This window comes from Amycolatopsis sp. H20-H5 (assembly GCF_035828755.1).
Classification (GTDB): domain Bacteria; phylum Actinomycetota; class Actinomycetes; order Mycobacteriales; family Pseudonocardiaceae; genus Amycolatopsis.
The window spans coordinates 2386-25761 of record NZ_JAYMZS010000123.1 but is presented as its reverse complement, the minus strand read 5'-3'; the positions used below and the strand labels follow the sequence as shown (position 1 = coordinate 25761).

The window sequence follows — 23376 nt, the reverse complement described above, 5'->3', positions numbered from 1 at the left end:
CCGTTTCACCGCGGTGCGGTGGGCCGGTTTCGTCGGCGCTGCCACCACGGGCTGCGGCTGGACCGCCATCTTCGCCGTGCTCGGCGGGGGTGCCGGGGTGGGGTCCGGGGGCGGCGGCGGGGCGTCGCTCGGCTCGGGCGTGGGCCGCACGATCGGCAGGGGCTCGGACGGCGGCGGCTCCTCGGGTGGCGGCTCGGGGGGCGTGCTGGTCGGGGTCGGCGTCGGGCTGGGTGTGGGGGTCGGTGTGGGACCCGAGGGTGTAGGGGTGGGTGTCGGCGTCGGTGTGGGACTCGGGGTCGGCTTGGGCGTCGGAATCGGGGTCGGCGGGGCCGGGGTGTTCAGGCACCCGGCTGCGCCGGAGCTGACCAACGGTGCGCCGGAAGCGATCTCGGCGGGCTCCGCCGAGCCGTCGCGGGGCAGGCGGTAGGTGACGCTGCGCCGCCCGATCCGGTTCGCGGTCGCGTACAGCGCGCCGTCCGGGCCGAGCACGACGGCGCCATAGGCGTCGGCGCGGGGGAATCGCAGCCCCGGCACGACCTGGACCTGCCCGGTCGCCGGGTCGACGGTGACCACCGAGCCGCCGCCGCGCGACGAGGTCGACACGCCGTAGAGGAGGCCGTCGGCCGGATCGTAGGCGAAGTCGTCGATCCCGATCGCGAGCGACACCGGCCGTAGAGGCGTCCGCTTCAGCACCCGCAGGTACGTCTCGCTCGCCGGGTCGGTATCCACTGTGTACAGATTGCTTTCCTTGCGCAGGTACCAGGAGTTCCCGGCCATCGCCGCCGCGGTGGCGCCGGTGACCACGCTCCACGTGGGCCGCCGCGAACCGGCGAGCCGGACCGGGCCCAGGTCACGGACCTCGGCGCTCGCCGGGTCGATGGTCACCGCGTGTGCCCCGCCACGGAAGCGGCCGGACCGGTCGCCGTCGGCGATGCCGTAGACGAGGTCCTGGCCGGGCGCGTAGGCCGTCGCGCTGATCCAGTAGCCAGCCACGCCAGCCAGCTCGGACCGTCCGGATGGCAGCTCGATCCGCCGCAGCGTCGAGGGCTCCCCTGGCCGCTGGTTCTCCACCTGGAGGATCGCGCAGTCGCCGTCCACCGCCCGCGGCCCGGCCACCCGGACGTGGCCGAGCGAGGCGGCGGCCGCGATCAGCCCGGCCACGGCGGTGACCGCCCCCGCGACGGCGAGGGGCAGCAGACGGCTACGCCTGGTCACACCAGCCTTTCCAGCGCCGAGGTGAACGAGTCCGGCGGGATCCTCGCACCCCCGCTGAACGGGTTCTGCAGCTGATAGATCGCGAACAGCAACAGCGTGATGGTGCCGGCCAGCGTCGAGACGATGACTATGTGCGCGGCGAGGCGCGTGCCGCCGAACAGGTTGGGCAGCAGCACCGAGATGAGCGTGCCGAAGACCAGCGCGAACCACACGACCCCGCCGACCCCGCTGGTCCCCGCGGTGGTCAGCCGCGACTGGCGCGCCTGGTAGACCTGCCACAGCTGGTTGCTGGCCTCGGCCTTGCGGTCGTTCATCCAGGTGTCGTCGCCGACGTCGGCCGCGGCCACCGCCATCCGGAGCTGGGAGAGCTGGTTCCAGCCGGTGTTCGGGATCGGGCCGCCGTCGATCATCCGCGGCCACTCGATCCGCTGCACGGTGTCGGCGTAGGCGGCGGCGAGCCGGTGCACCTGGTCCTTGGCGTCCCCCGGCAGCGAATCGGCGGCCCACGACGCGGCGACCAGGCTGTCGGCCTCCTGCTGGGCCTGCTGGCGCGCGCCACTGACCGTGTCGAACAGCGAAATGAGCACGAACGCGACGAGCACCGCGTGCAGCCCGCCCACGATGGTGAACACCTGCCCGGCCGCGTCGTTGTTGTCCCGGCGGCCCTCGTCCCAGCCGAAGCGGCGGACCAGGTATCCGATCACTCCCCCGCCGGCCGCGGCCCCGGCGACCCACAGCAAACCGGTCAGGTAGATGTTCATGCGTTTCCTTCCACTGACGTCCACCTGCTCCGCCCATTCGGCGAATTCACTCCGCCGGACGATCCGCTCAAGCTAGCGATGCTCACGTCCTTCTACAACCCGGTCCACAGCAATTCATCCGAGCGGTATTCGTCGGCGGGCTAATGTCGCCGGTTCGGCCCAATCCCCGAGTCCGGCGAGGGCCGAAGAACCGCGCGCCAACCTGGGCGATTACCCCTTTAGCTCAGCGATTTTCCCGACAGCGTGCAGCCCCGTCACTGCATGTCACCGGAAAATGATCTTGTCCTCATAAGCGGTAACTGGGACGGCCGAACCAGAACAAGGAGAATGTCCGTATCCGGCACTGGCAAACAGGTGATCATGTGCCGTTACCCGATCGTGTGCTTGTGTGACCTAGCACGCTTGCTATGTTGATTTCACCCGCGCCGCAAGTCGCCGGATTAGCGGAATAATGTCCATAAAACGATTTGTTTTTTTCGTGCTGCCCTCAACTCGAAGCCTCAAACTTGATGATTGGTGGTTCTCGCTGTGACTGTCACGGACTCAGTGGACTCTGCGGCCTCCTCCTCGGAGAATCCCCGGCTGAGCCTCGGCCGGGCCGCCGCACGCACCCTCGCGACGACGACGAAGTCCGTCCCGCAGATGCAGGGCATCTCCACCCGCTGGCTGCTGAAGCTGATCCCCTGGGTGCAGGTCAACGGTGGCGCGTACCGGGTCAACCGCCGGTTGAGCTACTCCGTCGGCGACGGCCGGGTCACCTTCACCTCGACCGGCGCGGAGGTCCGCGTGATCCCGCCGGAGCTCGGCGAACTGGCGCCGCTGCGCGGCTTCGACGACGAGGAAGTGCTCATCGAGCTCGCCGGCCGGTTCGTCCAGCGGGAGGTCGAGCCCGGCGACGCGATCGTCGAGTTCGGCAGCCAGGCCGACCAGGTGGTGCTGATCGCGCACGGCAAGATCAACAAGATCGGCACCGGCGAGTACGGCGACCAGACCGTGCTCGGCACGCTGGCCGACGGCGACTACTTCGGTGAGCAAGTGCTCACCAGCGCCGACGCCATCTGGGAGTTCACCGCCAAGGCCATCACCTCGGGCACGGTGCTGACGCTGTCACGCCGGACGTTCGAGGACGTCCTGGAGCGGTCCGAGGAACTGCGCGCGCACCTCGACGACGTCCTCGCCGGGCAGGCCCGCTCCAGCAACGACCACGGCGAGGCGCAGATCGACGTCGCCTCCGGGCACGACGGCGAGCCCCAGCTGCCGGGCACCTTCGTGGACTACGAGTCCTCACCGCGCGAGTACGAACTGAGCGTCGCCCAGACCGTCCTGCGGGTGCACAGCCGCGTCGCCGACCTCTACAACCAGCCGATGGACCAGGTCGAGCAGCAGTTGCGCCTGACCATAGAGGCGCTGCGCGAGCGCCAGGAACACGAGCTGATCAACAACACCGACTTCGGCCTGCTGCACAACGCCGAGTTCTCCCAGCGCATCCACACCCGCGGCGGCCCGCCCACCCCGGACGACTTCGACGAGCTGCTTTCGCTGGTGTGGAAGGACGCCGGCTTCTTCCTCGCGCACCCGCGCACGATCGCCGCGTTCGGCCGCGAGTGCAGCAAGCGCGGCCTCTACCCGGAAAGCACCGACCTCAACGGCCACCAGGTGCCCGCGTGGCGCGGGGTGCCGATCCTGCCGTCCAACAAGATCCCGGTCACCGAGACCCGCACCAGCTCGGTGCTGCTGATGCGCACCGGCGAGCAGAACCAGGGCGTCGTCGGGCTGCACCAGACCGGCCTGCCCGACGAGTACCAGCCGGGACTGAACGTACGCTTCATGGGCATCAGCGACCAGGCGATCATCTCCTACCTGGTCAGCGCCTACTACTCCGCCGCCGTGCTCGTGCCGGACGCGCTGGGGATCCTCGAAAACGCGGAACTCGGCCGGGAAGGCTGACCTGAAATGACACTGACCGAAGAGCCGTCCGTCGAGCCGAGACAGCTCAGCCTCGGCACCGCCGCGGCCCGCCAGCTCGCGACCACCACCAAGTCCGAGCCGCAGATGCGGGGCATCACCCCGCGCTGGCTGCTCTCCCAGCTGCCCTGGACCGAGACCAAGGGCGGGGCGTTCCGGGTCAACCGGCGCCTGACCTACACCGTCGGCGACGGGCGCGTCAGCTTCGTCAGCACCGGCGCCACCGTCCGCGTCATCCCGGCCGAACTCGGGGAATTGGCCCTGCTGCGCGGTTTCGAGGACGACGAACTCCTGGCCACGCTCGCCGACCGGTTCGAACAGCGCGAGATCGCGATCGGCGAGGCGGTCGTCACCCGCGGCGGGCCGGTCGACCAGGTCGTGCTGCTCGCGCACGGCAAGGTGAGCAAACTCGGCGCCGGTGAGTACGGCGACGACTCCGTGCTCGGCACCCTGAGCGACGGCGACCACTTCGGCGGCGAGGCGCTCGCCGGGACGACCGGCACCTGGACGTTCACCGCGAAGGCGCTCACCCGCTGCACCGTGCTGGTCCTGCCCTCGGACGCGCTGGGCCGGATGAACGAATCGGCCGACCCGATGCGTGAGCACGTCCAGGCGATTCTGGCCGACCCGAAGAAGGCGCAGAACAAGAACGGTGAGGCGAGCATCGAGCTCGCCGCGGGCCACGACGGGGAACCCGAGCTGCCCGGCACGTTCGTCGACTACGAGGGCTCACCGCGCGAGTACGAACTGAGCGTCGCCCAGACCATCCTGCGGACGCACACCCGCGTCACCGACCTCAACAACAACCCGATGAACCAGCTGCAGCAGCAGCTGCGCCTGACGATCCACGCGTTGCGGGAGCGCCAGGAGTACGAGCTGGTCAACAACCTCGAGTTCGGCCTGCTGCACAACGCCGACCTCAAGCAGCGGATCCCGACCCGGTCCGGGCCGCCGACTCCGGACGACCTCGACGAGCTGGTGTCCCGGCGGCGCAAGACGCGGTTCTTCCTGGCCCACCCGGCCGCGATCGCCGCGTTCGGCCGCGAGTGCAACAAGCGCGGGCTCTACCCCGGCGACGCCGTGGTCGACGGGCATCGGGTGACCGCGTGGCGCGGGGTGCCGATCCTGCCCAGCGACAAGATCCCGGTGAGCGAGAGCGGCCAGAGCTCGATTCTGGCGATGCGCACCGGCATGGACGACAACGGCGTCGTCGGGCTGCATCAGACAGGCCTGCCCGACGAGGTCGAGCCAAGCCTCAACGTGCGGTTCATGGGCATCAACGACCAGGCCGTCACCTCGTACCTGGTCAGTGCCTACTACTCGGCGGCCGTCCTCGTCCCGGACGCGCTCGGCGTGCTGGAAGACGTCGAGACCGGACGCTGAATCACTGGCCGTGAAAGGAAAAACAGTGACGACCATGGACACCCGCACCGGAGCCAGGACCGCGGCCGACGTCTTGGGCTGGAGCCGGGACGCGGTGGAACCGGCGCTGCGGGAGGCGGTCGACCGCCTCCCGGGATCGATGCGGCTGATCAGCGGCTACCACTTCGGGTGGTGGGACGAGCGGGGCGACGAATCGGGCGCGGACGGCGGGAAAGCGCTTCGCCCGGCTCTCGTGCTGCTGGCCGCCGAGGCGGTGGGCGCGGATCCGGTCGTCGCCGTGCCCGCCGCGGCGGCGGTCGAGCTGGTGCACAACTTCTCGCTGCTGCACGACGACGTCATGGACGGGGACGTCACCCGGCGCCACCGGCCGACGGCGTGGAGCGTGTTCGGCACCGGCGCGGCGATCCTCGCCGGGGACGCCATGGTCACCCTCGCCTACGACGTGCTCGCGGCGGGCGCGCACCCGGAGGCGAGGCTCGGCGCGCGCACGCTCAGCGCGGCGGTGCTGGGCCTGATCGTCGGGCAGAGCGAGGACATGGAGTTCGAGAGCCGGGCCGACGTCGTCCCGGCGGAGTGCGTGCGGATGGCCGAGGGCAAGACGGGCGCGCTGCTCGGCGCGTCGTGCACGCTCGGCGCGCTCGCCGGCGGCGGTGACGCGACGCGCGTCGAGCGGCTCGGCGAGTTCGGCCGCGCGCTGGGGCTGGCGTTCCAGCACGTCGACGACCTGCTGGGGATCTGGGGCGATCCGGCGCGCACCGGGAAGCCGGTGTATTCGGACCTGCAGAACCGGAAGAAGTCACTGCCGGTGGTGGCCGCGCTCAACTCGGACACCGACGCGGGACGGGAGCTGGCCGTGCTCTACACGCAGGAGAACCAGCTGACCCCGGCCCAGCTGGTTCGCGCGGCCGAACTGGTCGACCGGTCCGGCGGCCGAGGGTGGAGCCAGGCCCAGGCCGACGGCCTGCTCTCCCACGCCCTGCACCAGCTGGCGGTGATGAACCCGGCCCCCCGCCCTGGCGCCGAACTCGCCGAGCTGGCCCGCTTCGCCACCCGCCGCACCCACTGACCAACTCAGGCCCCCGAGCGTGGAACTCGGGCCCGTGAATGCAGGACTCGCGCCCGTGAGCGTGGAACTCGCCGACACGTCCGGCGAGTCCCACACCCCCGTGCCCGAGCCCCACACCCCCGCGTCCGCGGTCTGCGTACGCGTGTCCGCGATTCGCCCACGTCGACCGGCCAACACGGCGCCGGGAGTGGCCAACACGCCCGTGCCCCGGGCATGTTGGCCATTCCGCTGTGCCGTGTTGGCCGTCTCCCGTGCGCGAACTGCCGTCACCCGTGACGGGACTGCCGTCACGCGTGACGGGACTGCCATCAGCGTGTCGTCCGTTCGATCACGCGTGGCGGCACTTCAATCACGCGTGGCGGCACTGTGATCACGGGTGGCGGCATTCTGATCACGGGTGGCGGCGGTTAGTACACGGGACACCGAGGTCAGCGGCCGGGGCGGGTGAGGCCGTGGTCTGCGGCGCCTTCGCTGAGGACGACCTTGTCGGTGTTCGCGAGTGCTTGCGTGGCGCGCTGGGTCGTGGGGGCCGTGCTCAGGTCGAGCAGGCGGATCGGGGGGCCGAGGTCGATGAGGGTCGGGATGTACTCGGCCTTGTCGACCTTCCAGCGGTCGCCGTCGCGGACGAAGCGGAAGCGGGTGGCGATGCCTTCCTCGGTGTCGCCCTTCGGCTCGGAATGGCGGGCGACCTCGTTGCCCATGCCGTAGGCGACCCACTTGCCGTTGATCTGCTCGATCGGCTGCACCACGTGCGCGTGGTGGCCGATGATCAGGTCGATGGAGTCGTCGGCCAGCAGTTTCGTCGCCAGCTGACGCTGCTCGGCGGTCACGTCGTGCTGGTACTCGATGCCCCAGTGCAGGCTGGCGATGACGACCTGGGCGCCCGCCTTGCGCGCGGCCTTCGCCGCCGCGATCACGTCGGCGGCGTCGATCTCGTTGGCCAGCCACGGTTTCCCGGCCGGGACCTTGATCCCGTTGAAGCCGAACGCGGACGAGATCTGCGCGACCTTGACGCCCTTGACGTCCAGGATCAGCGGCGTCGCCGCGTCCTTGGCCGAACGCGCGGAGCCGGTGTGCTTGATCCCGTCCTCGTCGAGCTTGTCCAGAGTCCGCTTGATCCCGGCTTCACCCTGGTCGAGCGTGTGATTGGAGGCCGTCGAGCAGGTGTCGTAGCCCGTGTCCTTGATGGCGTCCGCGATCTCCGGCGGCGCGCTGAACGACGGGTACCCGCTGTACGGGCCGCCCTCGGCGGCGAGCGGGGTTTCGAGATGGCAGATCCCCAGGTCGGCGCCGGAAATCAGCGGCTTCACCCCGGCCAGCAGCGGCCGGTAGTCGAACCCGTCGCCGTGGGCGTCCGCCTTGGCCTGGTCCGTCAGCGCCGGGTGGATCAGCACGTCACCGGTCGCGGCCACGGTGAACGACCCGTCGGGCGCGGCCTCGCTCGACGGCCCGGCCGAGGTGGCGGCCGGAGCCGCGCCGGGAGCGGGCGCGGGATCCCCGCTGCACGCGGCCAGCAGCAGCGCGCCACCCAGCAGGGCACCGGCCCGCCGAAGACGGGAGGAAAGCCTCATATCGGTCCCTTCACGCTCGAATCGCGCCCATCCTCCACCATGGCGCCCGCAGGGTGGGACTCCCCCACGACGGCCCGCGCCGACCTAAACTCGAAGCAATGGCTGAGACGACGCTTCCCCTGATCGACATCTCGCGGTTCCGCGGTCCCGATCGAACCGCGTTCCTCGATGAGCTCCGGCACGCCGCCCACGACGTCGGCTTCTTCTACGTCGTCGGCCACGGGGTGCCCGGTGAGCTGATGGACGGCATCTTCGGCGTCGCACGGCGGTTCTTCGCCCTGCCGATCGAAGACCGGCTCGCCATCGAAAACCTCAACTCGCCGCACTTCCGCGGGTACACGCGCGTCGGCACCGAGCACACCGGCGGCACCCCGGACTGGCGTGAGCAGATCGACGTCGGCCCGGAGCGCGAGCCCGTGCCCGGCGGCCCGCCCTGGCAGCGCCTGATCGGGCCGAACCAATGGCCGCCCGCGTTGCCGGAGCTGCGGGAGACGACGCTGGCCTGGCAGGCGGAGGCCCTGCGCGTCAGCCGCGAGGTGCTGCGCGCGCTGGCCGCCGCGCTCGGCAACGACGAGGGCTACTTCGACACCTGGTTCGACGAAGAGGCGACCACCAACATCAAGATCGTCCGCTATCCCGGGCGGCGGACCGAAGACTCCGAGCAGGGCGTCGGCTCGCACAAGGACTACGGCTACCTCGCACTGCTGCAGCAGGACGACGTCGGCGGGCTGCAGGTCCACACCGAGGACGGGACCTGGATCGACGCGAAACCCGTGCCAGGCAGCTTCGTGTTCAACATCGGCGAGATGCTGGAGATCGCCACCGGGGGCTACCTGAGGGCGACCCGGCACCGCGTGGTCAGCCCGCCCCACGGCGTCGACCGGCTCTCCGTCCCGTTCTTCCTCGCCCCGCGCCTCGACGCCGTGGTCGAGCCGCTGCAGCTCCCGCCGGAGCTCGCCGCGAAGACTCGCGGCGTCAGCCAGGAGAAGGACAACCCGCTGCACGCCTCCTACGGGGAGAACGCGCTGGTCGGCTGGCTGCGGTCGCATCCGGACGTGGCGGAGCGCTGGTGGGCCGACGTCCTCGCGGAGCGCGCGTGACGCGCTGGTCCTTCGAAACCCGCCAGATCCACGCGGGCGCGAGCCCCGACCCGGCGACCGGCGCGAGGGCGACGCCGATCTACGCGACCAGCTCGTTCGTCTTCGCCGACGCCGGGCAAGCCGCGGACTCGTTCGCCTTGCGGGACCTGGAAACCCACGCCTACACCCGCCTGTCGAACCCGACCACGGCCGTGGTCGAGGAGCGCCTTGCCGACCTCGAGAACGGGATCGGCGCGGTGGCCGTGGCCAGCGGGCAGGCGGCGTCCGCGCTGGCCGTGCTCAACCTCGCGCGCGCCGGGGACCACGTGGTGTCCGCCGCCGCGTTGTACGGCGGCACTTTCAACCTGTTCGCGTACACGCTGGCGGACTTCGGGATCACCGTCGACTTCGTGACCGACGCGGACGACCCGGCGGCCTGGCGCGCGGCACTGCGGCCGAACACGAAGGCGCTGTACGGCGAGAGCGTGAGCAACCCGAGCGGGGCGGTGCTCGACGTCGAACTGGTCGCGGGCATCGCGCACGAGGCCGGGGTGCCGCTGATCGTCGACAACACCGTGCCCACCCCGTTCCTGACCCGCCCGCTCGACCACGGCGCCGACCTCGTCGTCCACTCGACGACGAAGTTCCTGTCCGGGCACGGCACCGGGATCGGCGGCGTCGTCGTCGACGGCGGGAAGTTCGACTTCCAGGCGTCGCCGGAGCGCTGGCCGCAGCTCAACCAACCGGATCCGAGCTACCAAGGGCTCGTCTTCGGCGAGCGGTTCGGCTCGCTGGCCTACCTGTTGCGGCTGCGCACGAAGCTGGTCCGCGACCTCGGGCCCGCGGTGTCGCCGTTCACGAGTTTCCTTCTGCTGCAAGGAATCGAGACGCTTTCGCTCCGCATGACGCGCCACGTGGCCAACGCCAGGGCCATCGCGGAATGGCTGTGGGCGCAGCCGCTCGTCGAGCGCGTGCACTACCCGGGCCTGCCCGGCGACCGGTGGCACGAGGCGGCCCTGCGGTACCTGCCCGACGGCCCCGGCGCGGTGCTCGCGTTCGAGCTCACCGGCGGGCTCGAAGCGGGGAAACGGTTCGTGGACTCGCTGAGCCTGTTCAGCCACCTGGCGAACATCGGCGACGTGCGCAGCCTGGTGATCCATCCGGCGTCGACCACCCACGCGCAGCTGGACGAGACCCAGCAGCGGGCGGGCGGCGTGACGCCGGGGCTCATCCGGCTTTCGGCCGGGCTGGAAGGCATCGGCGACCTGCTCGCCGATCTCGAGCGAGGGATGGAGAAGGCGCATGGGTGAGTTCGCGGGCAGCACCGGGAAGATCCACTATGGACAGTGGGCCCCGGCGGAACCCCGTGGGCTGGTGCTGTTCTTCCACGGGCTCGGCGAGCACATCGGCTCCTACGACCCGCTGTTCGAGGCGCTGACCGGCGCCGGGTTCGCCGTCTGGGCGCCCGACCAGCTCGGGCACGGCCGCAGCGAGGGCACCCGGGTGCTGATCGAGAGCGTCGACGACCTGCTCGCCGACGCGGCCACGCTGCTGGACCTCGCCGTCGCGGCGCATCCCGGCCTGCCGCTGGTGCTCGCCGGGCACTCGCTGGGCTCGGCCGTCGCGGCCCTGCTCGCCGCGGAACGCCTGCGGCCCACGGGCGTGCATCCGGCCGGGGTCGTGCTCTGCGCGTCGTCGCTGGTGCCGGTGCCGGCGGTCGAAGCCAGCCTGCAGGCCTTGATCGACAGCGGGATGGACCTGATGGCCCTGCGCAAGGACCCCGGCGAGATGACCCGCCACACCGCGTACGCCCAGCAGATCCGCGAAGACCCGCTGACCTGGCAAGGCGGGATCCGGCGGGAGACGTTGCGGGCGCTGGCCGAGGGACGCGCCCGGCTCGGTGCGGTCGTCGAAGCCGGGACGCTCGACGTGCCGGTCCTACTGCTCCACGGCGAGGAGGACGACCTGGCCCGGTGTCGGGCGCGCACACCGCCGCCGCGCGGCTGCCGGACGCCCGCGCGGTGATCTTCCCCCAGGATCGACACAACCTGCTCAACGAGCTGGACCGCGACGAGGTCTACCGCGTCTTCATCACCTTCGCCCGCGACGTCACCTCCTGAGAAGCCTCCCCGGCCCGACGACTTCCCGCCACCGTGACCGAGATCACCAATAGTGGGGTGGCCAGGTCTCCGTGGGTAGCTTCGGTCCGGTGCCCACCATGATCGCCTCCGGAAACAGACGCACGGTGATCGGTGTGCTGCTGACACTGACCCTCGCGATAGCCGTCCTCGCCGGACTGGGCGCGACCGGCCGCCTGACGCTCATCCACGAGCCGGTCCCCGGGCAGGCGGCGGCGGTGGTGGACGAGGTCCCTGGCGAAGAGACCGGCCCGGTCTGCCCGCTGGACAAGCGGTACGTCGACGAAAAGCCCGAAGGCCTGCGCCAAGACGTGCTGGCGGGCTTCACCCGGCTGCGCGAGGCGGCCGGGAAGCAGGGCGTCAGGTTGTGCGTAGAGGACAGCAAGCGGAGCCGCGGGCAGCAGCAGCGGGAGTTCGACAGCGCGGTGAAGCGCTTCGGGAGCAAGGACCAGGCCTCGCGCTACGTCCTTTCGCCGGACCAATCGATGCACGTCAAGGGGATCGCGGTGGACGTGCAGCCGCTCGCCTCCGCGGCCTGGGTCGAGACGAACGGGCGCGCGCTGGGGTGGTGCCGCCGGTACCAGAACGAGAAGTGGCACTTCGAGTACGACACGAACTACGTGACCGGCGGCTGCCCGGCGCTGCTGCCGAGCGCCACCGGCTTCTGAGCGCAGGCCCCGACGTGGTGCACGGCCAGCTGCGCACGCCGCGCGACGCGGTCAAGTCAACTTAAGTCAACAAGAACCATCGGGCGAAAGCACCAACTACGGACTACCCCATCAAGCGGACAAGTCCTGTCAGTTCGCAGCTCACGTGGGATAAATACGATAAATGCCTGCGCCGAACGTGACCTATTGTCACCCAAAGTAGGCGTCGCCCTGCTAACGGCCGGGCTGGGCCACCTTGACGTCACCCAGACGAGTGTCTTGTAATACGAGTTCTCCGTTGGAATTCAGAAACGTGGCGTACACGCGCCCGCAACACTCATCCTCGGCCCTCATGGGAGCACTCGATGTCCACATACCCGCACAGGCTCCGTGCCTGGCGCGCTGTTGGTTGTTGTTTGATTGCTGGTGCCGTGTTGGCTGGCTGCTCGTCGGGTAAGGACACCGCGCCCGCCACCCAGGCCGCACCGAACAGCGGCAAGATCACCCTCTACTACCTGCAGAAGCAGGGTGACCAGCAGTACTTCGTCGAGCAGGCCCAGGGCGCGAAGGAGAAGGCGCAGGAGCTCGGCGTCGACCTCAAGGTGGTCAACCTCGGCCAGGACGCCAACAAGGCGATCACCGAACTCGACGCCGCCGTGGCGCAGGGCGCGAACGGCATCGCCATCGTCGTGCCCGACCAGGCGATCGGCCCGCAGGTGCTCGACAAGGCCAAGAGCTCGGGCATCCCGATCATCGCCTCGGACGACGTGATCAAGGACGGCACGGGCAAGGCGTCGCCGTTCGTCGGCTTCAACGGCACCCAGATGGGCACCTCGGTCGGCAAGGAAGCGGCGCAGCTGTTCAAGAAGGCGGGCTGGACCGCCGCCGACACCAAGATCATCAGCGCCTACAAGCAGGACCTGACCGTCTGCACCGACCGCGTCAAGGCCTCGAAGGCCGCCTTCGACGCCGACGCGGGCGCGTCCATCCCGATGATCGAGGTCGGCACGGACAACTCGCCGGTCGACGCGCAGAACCGCACCGGCGCGGTGATCAGTTCGAACCCCGGCGTCAAGCACTGGGTCGTCTGGGGCTGCAACGACGAGAACGAGACCGGCGCCGTCACCGCGCTGGCCAACTCGGGCGTCAGCGGCGGCGACATCATCGGCGTCGGCCTCGGCGCGTACCTGACCTGCAAGGACTGGGCCGCGGGCAAGGACACCGGCAACAAGTCGGCGCTGTACATCTCCGGCGCCGAGGTCGGCCGCACGGCGATCCAGCTGCTGGTGGACCAGGTCAAGAACGGCAAGGCACTGCCCGCGGAGACGATCGCGAAGACGCAGATCGTCAACAAGGACAACTTCAAGCAGGCCGGCGTCACCTGCACCTGATCCCGTCTTGCGCGACTCGTCGACGAGTCGTGGCCTCTCAGTCGTTGAGAGACCACAACTCGTCGACGAGTCGCCCTTGCTCTCCACCGAGAAGGTGACATGGCCACTCCTCCCGCGGCGGCGCTGACCGTCGAAGGCATCAGCAAGCGGTTCTCCGGCGTCACCGCCCTCGACGGCGTCTCGCTCGAGTTCCGGCCCGGCGAGATCCTCGCTCTCATGGGCGAGAACGGCGCGGGCAAGTCAACCCTGCTGCGAGTCCTGTCCGGCGACCACGGCCCCGACGACGGCGTGCTGAAGATCGACGGCGAACCGGTCACCTTCGACACCCCGCGCGCCGCGATGGCCGCCGGTGTCCGGGTGATCTACCAGGAACCCGAGATCATCCCGCACGTTTCCGTGGCGGAGAACGTCTTCGTCGGCGAACTCCCCGCCCGCGCCCGCGTCTTCAGCCGCCGCACGCTGCACCAGGCGACCCGCGACGCGCTGGCCGAATACGGCTTCGGGGGCGTGCTGAACCCCGCCACCCTCGGCAGCAAACTCTCCCCCGCGCAACGACAGCTCGTCGAAATCCTGCGGGTGCTCACCGCCGCGACGCCGCCGAAGGTCATCGCCTTCGACGAGCCCACGTCCTCACTCTCGGAGCACGAGGTGGACGCGTTGTTCCGGCTGATCCGCCGCCTGCGCGACAGCGGTGTCGCCGTCGTCTACGTCTCGCACCGGATGAAGGAGATCTTCCAGCTCGCCGACCGGGTCGCGGTGTTGCGCGACGGCAGGCTGATCGGTGTCCAGAAAGCCGCGGAAACCGACGAAAACCAGCTGGTGCGCATGATGATCGGCCGTGACCTCTCGCAGCTGGAACGCCGCAGCGGCACCCAGGAGCCGGGGCGCGTCATGCTGAGCCTCGACAACGTCACCACCGACGACGTCTCCGGCATCTCGTTCCAGGTCCGCGCCGGTGAGGTCGTCTGCCTCGCCGGGCTGGTCGGCGCGGGCCGGTCCGAGCTGGCGCATGCCATCGTCGGCGACCTCCCGGTCCGCTCGGGAACCGTCGAACTGGACGGAAAACCCTTGCGCGCGAGGACTCCCGGCGACGCCGTCAAGGCGGGCATCGGGTTCGCACCGGAGGAGCGCAAGACCGACGCCCTGCTGATGCAGCGTTCGGTGCGCGACAACGTGTCCATCGCCGTGCTCGACCGGCTGCGCCGGTTCCGGGTGGTGCGGCGGGCGAAGGAGCGCGAGCTCGTCGGCGAGTACCTGCGCGAGCTGAGCGTGCGAACACCGTCGATGGAGCAGGAGATCCGCAAGCTTTCCGGCGGCAACCAGCAGAAGGCCGTCCTCGCGCGCTGGCTGGCCCGGCGCCCCAAGCTGCTGATCCTCGACGAACCCACCCGCGGGGTCGACGTCGGCGCCAAGGCCGAGATCTACCGCATCATCGACGGACTGGCCGCCGAAGGGATCGCCCTGCTGGTGATCTCCTCCGACCTGCCCGAGGTCCTCGGCCTCGCCGACCGCATCGTGGTGATGCGCGCCGGCCATGTCGCGGGCGAGGTCAGCCGTGCGGACGCCACCGAGGAACGCGTCCTGACCCTCGCCATTCCCGAAACCATCGCCGAAGAAGCACAGGAGGTAGGCGCGTGAGCACGCCCGCCGAGACCAAGAACCCCACCCCCGCGGCGCCCGAACCGGAGCGCGTCTCGCCGGTCCGCAAGGTGCTCGCCGGGATCGGGGTGCAGAACAGCAGCCTGATCATCACCCTGATCGTGCTGCTGATCCTGATGAGCAGCCTGAACGCCAACTTCTTCCGCACCGCGAACCTGCTGCTGATCGGCAGCGCGGTGACCATCGTGGGCCTGCTCGCACTGGTGCAGACCCTGGTGATCATCCTGGGCGCGCTGGACATCTCGGTCGGCTCGATGGCCGGGCTCGCGTCGGTGATCTCGGCGATGGCGTTCCAGGCCACCGGCAGCTCCGGCCTCGGGCTGCTCGCGGCCGTCGGCGTCGGGCTCCTTTGTGGACTGATCAACGGCTGCATCATCATCTTCGGCCGGGTCAACCCGGTGGTCGCGACGCTGGCGACGCTGGCGACGTACAAGGGTGTCGCGCAGGTCGTCTCGGACGGCAAGGCGCAGGGCTACACCGGCGCCGACGACCTGTTCATCTTCCTGGCCAAGGGCACCGTCCTCGGGCTGCCGACGCTGGTCTGGGTGTTCCTGATCGTCGCGGCGATCCTGCACTTCCTGCTGAAGTACACCGACATCGGCCGCAACATCTACGCCATCGGCGGCAACGACACCGCCGCGCGGCTGGCTGGCATCAACATCAACCGCTACATCATCGGCGTGTACGCGCTCGTCGGCGTCGTCGCGGCGATCGCGGGCCTGCTGATCACCGCGCGCACCGGGTCCGGCCAGCCGACGTCGGGCTCGGAAGGGCTCGAGCTGCAGGCGGTCACCGGCGCGGCGCTCGGCGGCACGATGCTCAAGGGCGGCAAGGGATCCATCGTCAGCACGGTGCTGGCGGTGTTCATCCTGGGCGTGCTCGACAACGGCATGTCCGGCCTGGGCATCAACCAGTTCTGGCAGAACGTGGCGCACGGCGTGCTGCTCGTCGTCGCGGTGGTGCTGCAACAGCTCCGCAGCGGGGAACGCCGCGTCGGCCTGCCCGCTTGACGCGGGCCGGTGACGATCTCGCAGGGCGGGCGGAACCTGCACGCCCGCATCGTCGACGAGCTGGGCAGGCTCATCGTCGAAGGTGCTTTCGGGACCGCGCAGCCGATCGTGCCCGACGACCTCGGCCGCCGGTTCTCGGCCTCCCGGACGGTGGTCCGGGAGGCCCTGCGGGTGCTCGAGTCGAAGGGCATGGTGACCGCGCGGCCGCGGGTCGGCACCTGGACGCTGCCGCCCGAGGCCTGGGACGCGATCGATCCGGACGTCATCGCGTGGCGGGTCAACGGGCCGGACGGGCCGCGGCACCTGCGTGAGCTCCACGAGCTGAGGTTGACGATCGAGCCGCAGGCCGCGCGGCTGGCCACCCGGCACCGGCGGCCGGACGAGCTCGCGGTGATGGCCACGGCGTACGAGCGGATGGCCGACGCCGTCGATCGCCGGGACGAAGCGGCCTTCTCCGGCGCGGATTCCGAGTTCCACTCGGCGCTGATCCGGGCTTCGGGCAACGCGCTGATCGCGCAGCTTCAGGGGCCGGTGATCGCCGCGCTGGAGGCGGGCGGGGAGCCGCTGGACTCTTCGGCGAGCACCCTGGTGGCACATTCCCGGGTGCTCACCATGGTGCTCGCGAAGAACGCGGACGGGGCGGAATCGGCGTCGCGGCGGCTGCTGGAAACGCTGACGCCGTACCGCTCACCGGCACCTTGACACCCTCAGTGGTACCCACGACGATCGTTAACAAGGTTTCTTAAAAGGGAGACCGCCGCCGCCGTGACTTGCTGAGGAGGACTGGCGAATGCGTTTCCCAGGAATACGTGGGTTCGCGCTGCTCACGGCGGCTGTGCTGGGTGCGGGGCTGGGTGCGGCGCCGTCCGCGACGGCCGCCGAAAACCCGGCCGCGACCTGCTCGGTGGCACAGCAGATGATCACCGCCGGTGACTACTGGGTCGCCAACGGGACCAACCTCGCGGCGAACGACTGGCAGAACGCGACCTTCCACGTCGGCAACCTCGCGCTGGTGCGCACCACCGGGGTGTCGAACCACAAGACGCTGCCGTGGGCCGAGGCGAACAGGTACCTGCTGCAGACCGACCCGAAGACCCCGTACTTCCCCGACTTCGAGGCGGCCGGTGAGGCCTACCTCGACCTCTACACCTACTTCCACCCGGACCCGCCGATTCTCGCGGACCTCCGCAAGCGCGTCGACGACGAGGTCGCGACGGTCCAGCAGGGCAAGACGTCCTACTGGAACTACGTCGACGCGCTGAACATGGCGATGCCCTCGTTCGCCAGGATCGGCGTCCTCGACAACAACGCCGCGGACCTGGCCGCGATGGCGAAACTGTTCCGCTACACGGAAAAGCAGGCAGGCGGACACGGGCTGTTCAACGAGTTGACCGGCCTCTGGTACCGCGACGCCCACTATGTCGGCACCGGCACGTTCTGGTCACGCGGCAACGGCTGGGCGATCTCGGCGCTGGCCAAGGTCCTGCAGGTCCTGCCCGCGAGCGACCCGAGCCGCGCCGAGTACCTGCGCGTGTTCAAGAAGATGGCGTCGACCCTGCGGCTCGTGCAGCGGCCGGACGGCTTCTGGAACTCCAGCCTGCTCAACCCGTTCGACCACGCGGGCCCGGAAAGCAGCGGCACGGCGATGTTCACCTACGGCATCGCGTGGGGCATCAACGCCGGGATCCTGGACGCGGCCCGCTACCAGCCGACCGTGACCAAGGCGTGGAACGCGTTGTCCACCAAGGCCTTGCAGCCCAGCGGCCTGGTCGGCTACGTACAGCCGGTCGGCGGTTCGCCCGCCACCGCGAAGAAGACCGACACCGCCGCTTACGGCGTCGGCGCGTTCCTGCTCGCCGGACAGCAGGTCGCGAAGCTCACCCCCGCCTGCCAGCCCGCCTAGGACTGCCCCTGAAGGCCACCTTCACGGCGTTTTACGCCAATGCCAGGAGCTTAAGCGAAGGGTCACCCAGGTGCGCTCTCCGTCCACAAAGGACGAAATTGCTACGATTTGGTCCTTTTGATCCCGAATTGCCCGATTACAGCATGTCCCTGAAGGCCACCATGAGGGACTTAGACGCCCTCATGGTGGCCTTCAGGGACAACTGCTTTTCGTCCCCCGCTGGCGAAACACACCGCCGCGAGGACGCCTGCGCAGCCCACCAGCTGCAGTGCGCTGGGTGTCTCCCCCAACAGGCCGACGCCGAGCAACACCGCGCCGATCGGCTGGAGCAGCATGAGCGTGGCACCGACGGTGGCGGACATCCGGGGCAGGGCCGCGGCGATCAGCAACCAGCCGCACAGCTGCCCGATCAACGCCAGTGCCAGCAGCCACCCGAACGCGGGCCAGCCGGGGGTGAAATCGAGACTTCCGCTCGGCAGGCCGAACACCACGGCCACCAGACCGGCGGAGACCGTGGCCAGGAAGAGCGAGTGCTTCTGCGTGCCGGGGCCGCTGCTGAGCCTGATCAACAGCAGGTAAGCGGCGTATCCGGCGCCGGCGATCAACGCGGCCACGGCTCCGGCGACCGGGGCCGAGCCGGACAGGTGGGAACCTGCGAAGCCGCCTGCCAGGACGATTCCGCCCAGCAGCACCGGCACCGCGGCCAGGAAGCGCTTCGACGGGCGCTCGCGCAGGAACAGGAACGCGAGTGCGGGCACGATGATGACCTGCACCGCCAGCAGCACGGTCGCGATCCCGGCGCCGACCAGGGAAATCGCCTCGCCCCACAGGACGAAGTCGACGCCGAGGCCGACCCCGGCCAGCAGCGGCACCAGCACCTTGCGGCGCGGGCCGTCGCCCGTCCGGCGGCGCTCCCACCAGACGAGACCAGCCAGCACCGGCAGTGAGAACAGGCAGCGCCAGAACGCGCTGGTGCTGCCGCTGGTACCCGAGACCTTGATGAACACCGAGGACAGCGAAATGCAGAAGCTGCCGAGGGCCGCGAGCAGGCGGGGGTCGAAGCGGCCAGTGTGCTGGGGTACGGCGGGGCGGTGGAGTTCGGTCGCGGTCACCCCTTCAGCCTGGGCCGCGCCACTGTCAAGGACAAGCGAATGTTCTTCAGCAGAATTCGGTAGTATCGCTTCCGTGTTTGGTCTGGAGAGGATGCGTGCCCTGGACGCGGTCGCGACGCACGGTTCGGTCGCCGCCGCGGCCACCGCGCTGCACGTGACGCCTTCGGGCGTGTCGCAGCAGCTCGCCAAGCTGGAGCGCGAGGCCGGGCAGCGACTCCTGGAGCCGCGCGGCCGCGGCGTCCGGTTGACCGCGGCGGGCCGGGTGCTGGCCGGGCACGCGGCGCGCATCCTCGCGCAGGTCGCCGAGGCGAGGTCGGATCTGGAGCTGCTGCGTGAGGACGTCAGCGGGCCGCTGCGCATCGGCGCGATCCCGACCACGGTGCACGCACTGCTCCCACCCGCGCTGGCCACCCTTTCGGCCCAGCACCCCCGGCTCGAGGTCACCCTTCAGGAGGGGGAGGCCGAGCAGACGATGCCGCGGGTGGTGCACGGCGACCTGGACGTCGCCGTGCTGGAGAGCTGGGAGGACCGGCCGACCGTGGTTCCCGCCTCGGCCGCCAAAATCGCGCTGCTGTCCGACGTCGCCGATCTCGCGCTGCCCGCCGGGCATCGGCTCGCGCACCGCAAGGTCGTGGACCTGCCCGAGGTCGACGACCTGCCCTGGATCGGCTGGAGTGCCGGGTCCGGCTGCTACGACTGGCTCGTACAGGTGCTCCGGGCACAGCGCATGGAGCCGAAGATCACCTGCACGGTGGGCGGCTACCCGACCCAGCTCGCGCTCGTCGCCGGAAACGTCGGCGCCGCGCTGGTCCCCCGGCTGGCGCGCGAATCCGTGCCGGACGGCGTCCGCATCGTCGCCACCCGGCCGTCACTCACCCGGACGATCTACGCGATCTGCCGCGCCGAGGACGAGGAGCGCGGCGCTGTCCGGGCTTGCTTGGACGCGCTGCGCTCAGCGGCGGCGCAGCAAGCAGCCTGACCGCGTCAGCGCTTCGCCTCCGTCGCGGGCAGGATGCGCCCGCGCACCTCGCCGAAGCCGATCCGCTCGCCGCCCGCGCCGGGCGCGGTGCCGGTGATGACGACCTCGTCACCGTCGGCGAGGAATGTGCGCTGCTCGCCCCCGACGTCGATCGGCTCCTTGCCGCCCCAGGTCAGCTCGATGAACGCGCCCCGCTGGCTCTTGTCCGGGCCGGAGATCGTGCCCGAGGCGAACAGGTCGCCGGTCCGCGTCGACGCGCCGTTGACCGTGAGGTGCGCGAGCATCTGCGCCGGTGACCAGTACATCTCGCGGTAGGGCGGGCGCGAGACCTCGTGCCCGTTCCACGACACGGCGAGGTCGATGTCGAGCCCCCACGGCTCGCGTTCGATCAGGTACGGCAGCGGCGGCGGGTCCTGGACCGGGGTGCGGACCCGCGCGTCGTGCAGCGCCAGCAGGGGGACGACCCACGGCGAGACCGAAGTCGCGAAGCTCTTGCCGAGGAACGGGCCCAGGGGGACGTACTCCCAGGCCTGGATGTCACGGGCGGACCAGTCGTTGACCAGCACGGCGCCGAAGACCCGCTTCGCGAACTCCTCCCCCGGAACAGCGGAGCCGAGCGGCGAACCGGTCCCGACCACGAACCCGAGCTCGGCCTCGATGTCGAGCCTGCGGGATTCGCCGAAGGTCGGGACCGACTCGGCCGGCGCCTTGCGCTGGCCGCACGGCCGCACGATTTCGGTGCCCGAAACGACCACGGTGCCCGCCCGGCCGTGGTAGCCCACCGGCAGGTGCTTCCAGTTCGGCAGCAGCGGCTCGGCGTCGGGCCGGAACAGCCGCCCGAGGTTCGACGCGTGGTGCTCGGAGGCGTAGAAGTCGACGTAGTCGGCGACCTCGAACGGCAGGTGCATCGTCACCTCGGCGACCGGGTGCACCGCGGCGGCGGGAACGTCGCCCGTGACCAGTGCGGTGATCTGGCGGCGCACCTCGACCCAGCGGCCGTGGCCCTGCGCCATGAACGGGTTGAGCGACGGGCGGGCGAACACGTCGTCGCCCAGTGCGACCGCGAGGTCCACCACGGAATCGCCGACGCGCACGCCGACGCGCGGCTTGGTGCCGGGGGTGGAGAACACGCCGTAGGGCAGGTTGGCCGTCCCGTACAGCGAGCCGGGCGGGATGTCGATCGTGGTCACGCGTCTTCTCCTTGTCCGCCGAGCACCGCGGCCGGGACGAGTCCCAGCGCGGCCAGCTCGGTCAGGGGTTCGATGATGCTGCAGGTGCCGAAGGACAGGAACCGCGCCCGGACGGCAGCGTCCAAAGTGGACACTCGGGCGGCGACGGCGGCCGCGTCCCGCTCGGCGAGCACGGCGGCCAGCTCGGTCTCGTCGGCACCGTCGAGGGCGGCGCCGACGGCGTTGAGCAGGTTGAGGAACCCGTGCTGCTCGAAGCCGGTTTCCGGGTCGGTGTTGCGCAGCGCGTGGTGCAGCCCGGCGGTGGCCTTGAACGGCACACCAGCGTCGACGACCGCGCGCACGGCGGCGGCGAGCTCGGCCTCGTCCGGGTACAGCTCGGCCTTGACCCCGCCGGTCCGGAACTTGACCTGGTAGCCCGCCTTCGCGCAGGCCGCGATGATCGACGGGCGGCGCTCATCGCGCGGCACCTCGACGAACACCGGGACGTCGCCCGTCCCGGCCCGCTCGAGCGCGGCGAAGAACTCGGCCGGGCTCGACTCGGCAGGCACCGCGACCTCGAACCCGCGCAGCCGGACCGGCGGGCGGGCGGCGACGACCTCCGCGACCTGCTCGGGCCCGCGCGGCGCGGTGACCGAAACCTCGGGCCAGTCGGCCTCGCTGCTCTCGCTGGTGTCGCCGCCGTTGTCGCGGAGCTTCGCCAGCATCGGGGCGGCGAGCACGAGCGGGCCGACCATCTCCGCGTAGGAAGAGGTCAGGTGGGCCGCGTGCGCGGGCAGCGCGGCGGACAGCGCCATGAGCCCGGGCGGGAACACCGCCGCGTCATCGAGCATCCCCCGGAAGAGCGTCATGGTAGTCAATCTATTTACTACCTCCGGTCGAGGCAAGAGCCTGCCTGCTCAGTTGCGCCCACGGACGTCGAACTGGTCCCGATGGGTGATGAGCTTGTCGAGGAGCATCACGAGCACGCGCTGCTCGACCTCGGTGAGCACGCTGGCCCACTCGTGCTCGCGCTCGTTCTGCTCGCGGAACACCTCGACCATCTCCCCCTGCCCGGCCTCGGTCAGCGAGAGCAGCACCGACCGGCCGTCGTGGTCTGCGGGTGTCCGCGCCAGCAGCCCCTCGGCGACCAGCGTCTTGGCCAGGTTCGACACCGTCGCGCGGCTCATCCCGGTCAGTTCGGCCGCTTTCTTCGCCTCCAGGGGCCCGGCCAGCCAGGTGACGAACAGCAGCCGGAACCCCGACCACGACCGGCCCCGCGGCCGGTGCACGGTGGCCTCGAGGTCGTAGGTGACGATGTTCGACGCGCGGTTGAGCGTCAGCAGCACCTCGGTGGCCAGCTGGTGACGGAACCCGAACTCGGTCGACAACCGGCGGTTGGCCAGCTCGACAAAGGACCAGAAGTCGAGCTCGCCCGTGTCCGGCACCTCATCCATACCCCCAGAATAGTCAAGTCTTTGACTATCGCCACCACGGTCCCTCGCATCGCACGCGAGCTCGGGCCGGCTCGCGGATGTCATGAAAGGGTCTTTCCTGACACTTTTTGCCAGCAAAGACCCTTTCATGACGCGGGCGTCGCGCTCAGGCGAGGCAGTCTTCCGGTTCGCCGCGCCGCAGCTTCGGCTCGTCCTGCGAGAAGGTCCGCGCCGTTCCAGGACCGCTCGCCCGGGTTTCGAAGCGGACCGTCACCCGGCCGTGGCCGGCGCCCTGGACCCAGCCCGTGCCGAAGTCCTCGTGCGCGACGTCGTCGCCGGGGCGCCAGGTCGACGGGCCCTCGGGCACCGGGGCGGCCGCGACCACCGTTGCCGGTACGGGCGCGGCGGGGACGGCGAGGGTGAAGAGTGGGTCCTGGTGCGGCTCGGACAGGCCGCTGAACGCGACGCCCGCCAGGCGGATGCCGCCGAACTCCGACGGGTCGATCAACAGGCGTTCCGCGGTCGCGGCGAGCTGGTCCAGGTCGTCGGTCGGGGTCGCGACCGTCTCCGAGCGGGTCACCGTGCTCATGTCGGTGTGCCGCAGTTTGACCACCACCGTCCGCGCCACCCGGCCCGCCCGCTCGAGCCGCGCGTGCGCGCCTGCCGCGATCTTGCGGACCTCGGCGCGCAGCCGGGTCAGGTCTATCACGTCGGCGTCGAAGGTGGTCTCGGCGCTGACCTGCTTGGCCTCGCCGCGTTCGGCGACCGGCCGGTCGTCACGCCCGTCTGCCAGCAGCCGCAGGTCGCGGCCGACGACCCCGCCGAGGGTGGCGACCGCGTCGGCCTCGGACAGCGCGGCGAGCTGGCCGAGGGTCTGGACCCCGATGAACCGCAG

General features: G+C 70.4%; 22 protein-coding genes. 14 read left to right on the top strand and 8 right to left on the bottom strand.

The window, feature by feature from the left end:
• Both QMK34_RS39460 and QMK34_RS39455 read right to left on the bottom strand, forming a co-directional pair.
• Positions 1-1215, bottom strand: a 1215-nt coding sequence (locus QMK34_RS39460; protein WP_326419913.1) for a DUF6923 family protein, incomplete at its 3' end; no start/stop codon positions are given.
• Positions 1212-1976 (bottom strand): bestrophin-like domain, encoded by a 765-nt coding sequence (locus QMK34_RS39455; RefSeq protein ID WP_326419912.1) that lies wholly within the window; start codon positions 1974-1976, stop codon positions 1212-1214. The genes QMK34_RS39460 and QMK34_RS39455, both read right to left, overlap by 4 nt.
• A 528-nt stretch (positions 1977-2504) precedes the next feature.
• On the opposite strand from QMK34_RS39455, the gene QMK34_RS39450 reads away from it, so the two are divergent.
• The 3 genes from QMK34_RS39450 to QMK34_RS39440 are packed head-to-tail and all read left to right on the top strand — an operon-like array spanning position 2505 to position 6390.
• Positions 2505-3923 (top strand): family 2B encapsulin nanocompartment shell protein, encoded by a 1419-nt coding sequence (locus QMK34_RS39450; RefSeq protein WP_326419911.1) that lies wholly within the window; start codon positions 2505-2507, stop codon positions 3921-3923.
• Positions 3924-3929: 6 nt separating this feature from the next.
• The gene (locus QMK34_RS39445) at positions 3930-5324 is read left to right on the top strand and encodes a family 2B encapsulin nanocompartment shell protein (protein ID WP_326419910.1); all 1395 of its coding nucleotides are present in this window, start codon (positions 3930-3932) and stop codon (positions 5322-5324) included.
• A gap of 25 nt (positions 5325-5349) precedes the next feature.
• Positions 5350-6390 (top strand): family 2 encapsulin nanocompartment cargo protein polyprenyl transferase, encoded by a 1041-nt coding sequence (locus QMK34_RS39440; protein ID WP_326419909.1) that lies wholly within the window; start codon positions 5350-5352, stop codon positions 6388-6390.
• 428 nt (positions 6391-6818) lie between these two features.
• On the opposite strand, the gene QMK34_RS39435 is transcribed toward QMK34_RS39440, so the two are convergent.
• Complete coding sequence (locus QMK34_RS39435; RefSeq protein ID WP_326419908.1) at positions 6819-7961, bottom strand: CapA family protein; 1143 nt, start codon at positions 7959-7961, stop codon at positions 6819-6821.
• A 98-nt stretch (positions 7962-8059) separates the two neighbouring features.
• Here QMK34_RS39435 and QMK34_RS39430 point away from each other — a divergent pair, with 98 nt between their 5' ends.
• From QMK34_RS39430 to QMK34_RS39385, 10 genes are all read left to right on the top strand, one after another.
• A complete protein-coding gene (locus QMK34_RS39430; RefSeq protein ID WP_326419907.1) occupies positions 8060-9061 on the top strand; it encodes an isopenicillin N synthase family dioxygenase in 1002 nt (333 codons plus the stop codon).
• A complete protein-coding gene (locus tag QMK34_RS39425) occupies positions 9058-10350 on the top strand; it encodes an O-acetylhomoserine aminocarboxypropyltransferase/cysteine synthase family protein (RefSeq protein WP_326419906.1) in 1293 nt (430 codons plus the stop codon). The genes QMK34_RS39430 and QMK34_RS39425 overlap by 4 nt, the downstream gene beginning before the upstream one ends.
• On the top strand, positions 10343-11065 hold the full coding sequence (locus QMK34_RS39420; RefSeq protein WP_326419905.1) for an alpha/beta fold hydrolase: 723 nt from the start codon (positions 10343-10345) through the stop codon (positions 11063-11065). Before QMK34_RS39425 ends, QMK34_RS39420 begins: the two co-directional genes overlap by 8 nt.
• Entirely contained in the window at positions 11014-11160 is a 147-nt protein-coding gene (locus QMK34_RS39415) for a hypothetical protein (protein ID WP_326419904.1), read from the top strand. The genes QMK34_RS39420 and QMK34_RS39415 overlap by 52 nt, the downstream gene beginning before the upstream one ends.
• A gap of 98 nt (positions 11161-11258) precedes the next feature.
• Positions 11259-11846 carry a D-alanyl-D-alanine carboxypeptidase family protein gene (locus QMK34_RS39410; RefSeq protein ID WP_326419914.1) on the top strand — a complete coding sequence of 196 codons (588 nt, stop codon included), beginning with the start codon at positions 11259-11261 and terminating at the stop codon, positions 11844-11846.
• Between the two features lie 410 nt (positions 11847-12256).
• Entirely contained in the window at positions 12257-13216 is a 960-nt protein-coding gene (locus QMK34_RS39405; RefSeq protein WP_326419903.1) for a substrate-binding domain-containing protein, read from the top strand.
• 99 nt (positions 13217-13315) lie between these two features.
• A complete protein-coding gene (locus QMK34_RS39400; protein WP_326419902.1) occupies positions 13316-14854 on the top strand; it encodes a sugar ABC transporter ATP-binding protein in 1539 nt (512 codons plus the stop codon).
• Positions 14851-15885: an ABC transporter permease gene (locus tag QMK34_RS39395; protein ID WP_326419901.1), complete on the top strand. Its 1035-nt coding sequence runs from the start codon at positions 14851-14853 to the stop codon at positions 15883-15885. The genes QMK34_RS39400 and QMK34_RS39395 overlap by 4 nt, the downstream gene beginning before the upstream one ends.
• Positions 15886-15894: 9 nt before the next feature.
• Entirely contained in the window at positions 15895-16587 is a 693-nt protein-coding gene (locus QMK34_RS39390) for a FadR/GntR family transcriptional regulator (protein WP_326419900.1), read from the top strand.
• An 88-nt stretch (positions 16588-16675) separates the two neighbouring features.
• On the top strand, positions 16676-17788 hold the full coding sequence (locus QMK34_RS39385) for a glycoside hydrolase family 88 protein (RefSeq protein ID WP_326419899.1): 1113 nt from the start codon (positions 16676-16678) through the stop codon (positions 17786-17788).
• A 170-nt stretch (positions 17789-17958) separates the two neighbouring features.
• On the opposite strand, the gene QMK34_RS39380 is transcribed toward QMK34_RS39385, so the two are convergent.
• Entirely contained in the window at positions 17959-18900 is a 942-nt protein-coding gene (locus tag QMK34_RS39380) for a DMT family transporter (RefSeq protein WP_326419898.1), read from the bottom strand.
• A gap of 73 nt (positions 18901-18973) precedes the next feature.
• Here QMK34_RS39380 and QMK34_RS39375 point away from each other — a divergent pair, with 73 nt between their 5' ends.
• Positions 18974-19879, top strand: coding sequence for a LysR family transcriptional regulator (locus QMK34_RS39375; RefSeq protein ID WP_326419897.1), 906 nt, complete (start codon positions 18974-18976; stop codon positions 19877-19879).
• A gap of 5 nt (positions 19880-19884) precedes the next feature.
• Here QMK34_RS39375 and fahA read toward each other — a convergent pair whose 3' ends face one another.
• The 4 genes from fahA to QMK34_RS39355 form a co-directional block, all read right to left on the bottom strand.
• On the bottom strand, positions 19885-21069 hold the full coding sequence (gene fahA / locus QMK34_RS39370; protein WP_326419896.1) for a fumarylacetoacetase: 1185 nt from the start codon (positions 21067-21069) through the stop codon (positions 19885-19887).
• Positions 21066-21917, bottom strand: coding sequence for a hypothetical protein (locus tag QMK34_RS39365; protein WP_326419895.1), 852 nt, complete (start codon positions 21915-21917; stop codon positions 21066-21068). Before QMK34_RS39365 ends, fahA begins: the two co-directional genes overlap by 4 nt.
• Positions 21918-21965: 48 nt before the next feature.
• On the bottom strand, positions 21966-22502 hold the full coding sequence (locus tag QMK34_RS39360) for a MarR family winged helix-turn-helix transcriptional regulator (protein ID WP_326419894.1): 537 nt from the start codon (positions 22500-22502) through the stop codon (positions 21966-21968).
• Positions 22503-22647: 145 nt separating this feature from the next.
• The coding region (locus QMK34_RS39355) for a DinB/UmuC family translesion DNA polymerase (RefSeq protein WP_442785320.1) at positions 22648-23376 on the bottom strand (729 nt) is incomplete at its 5' end.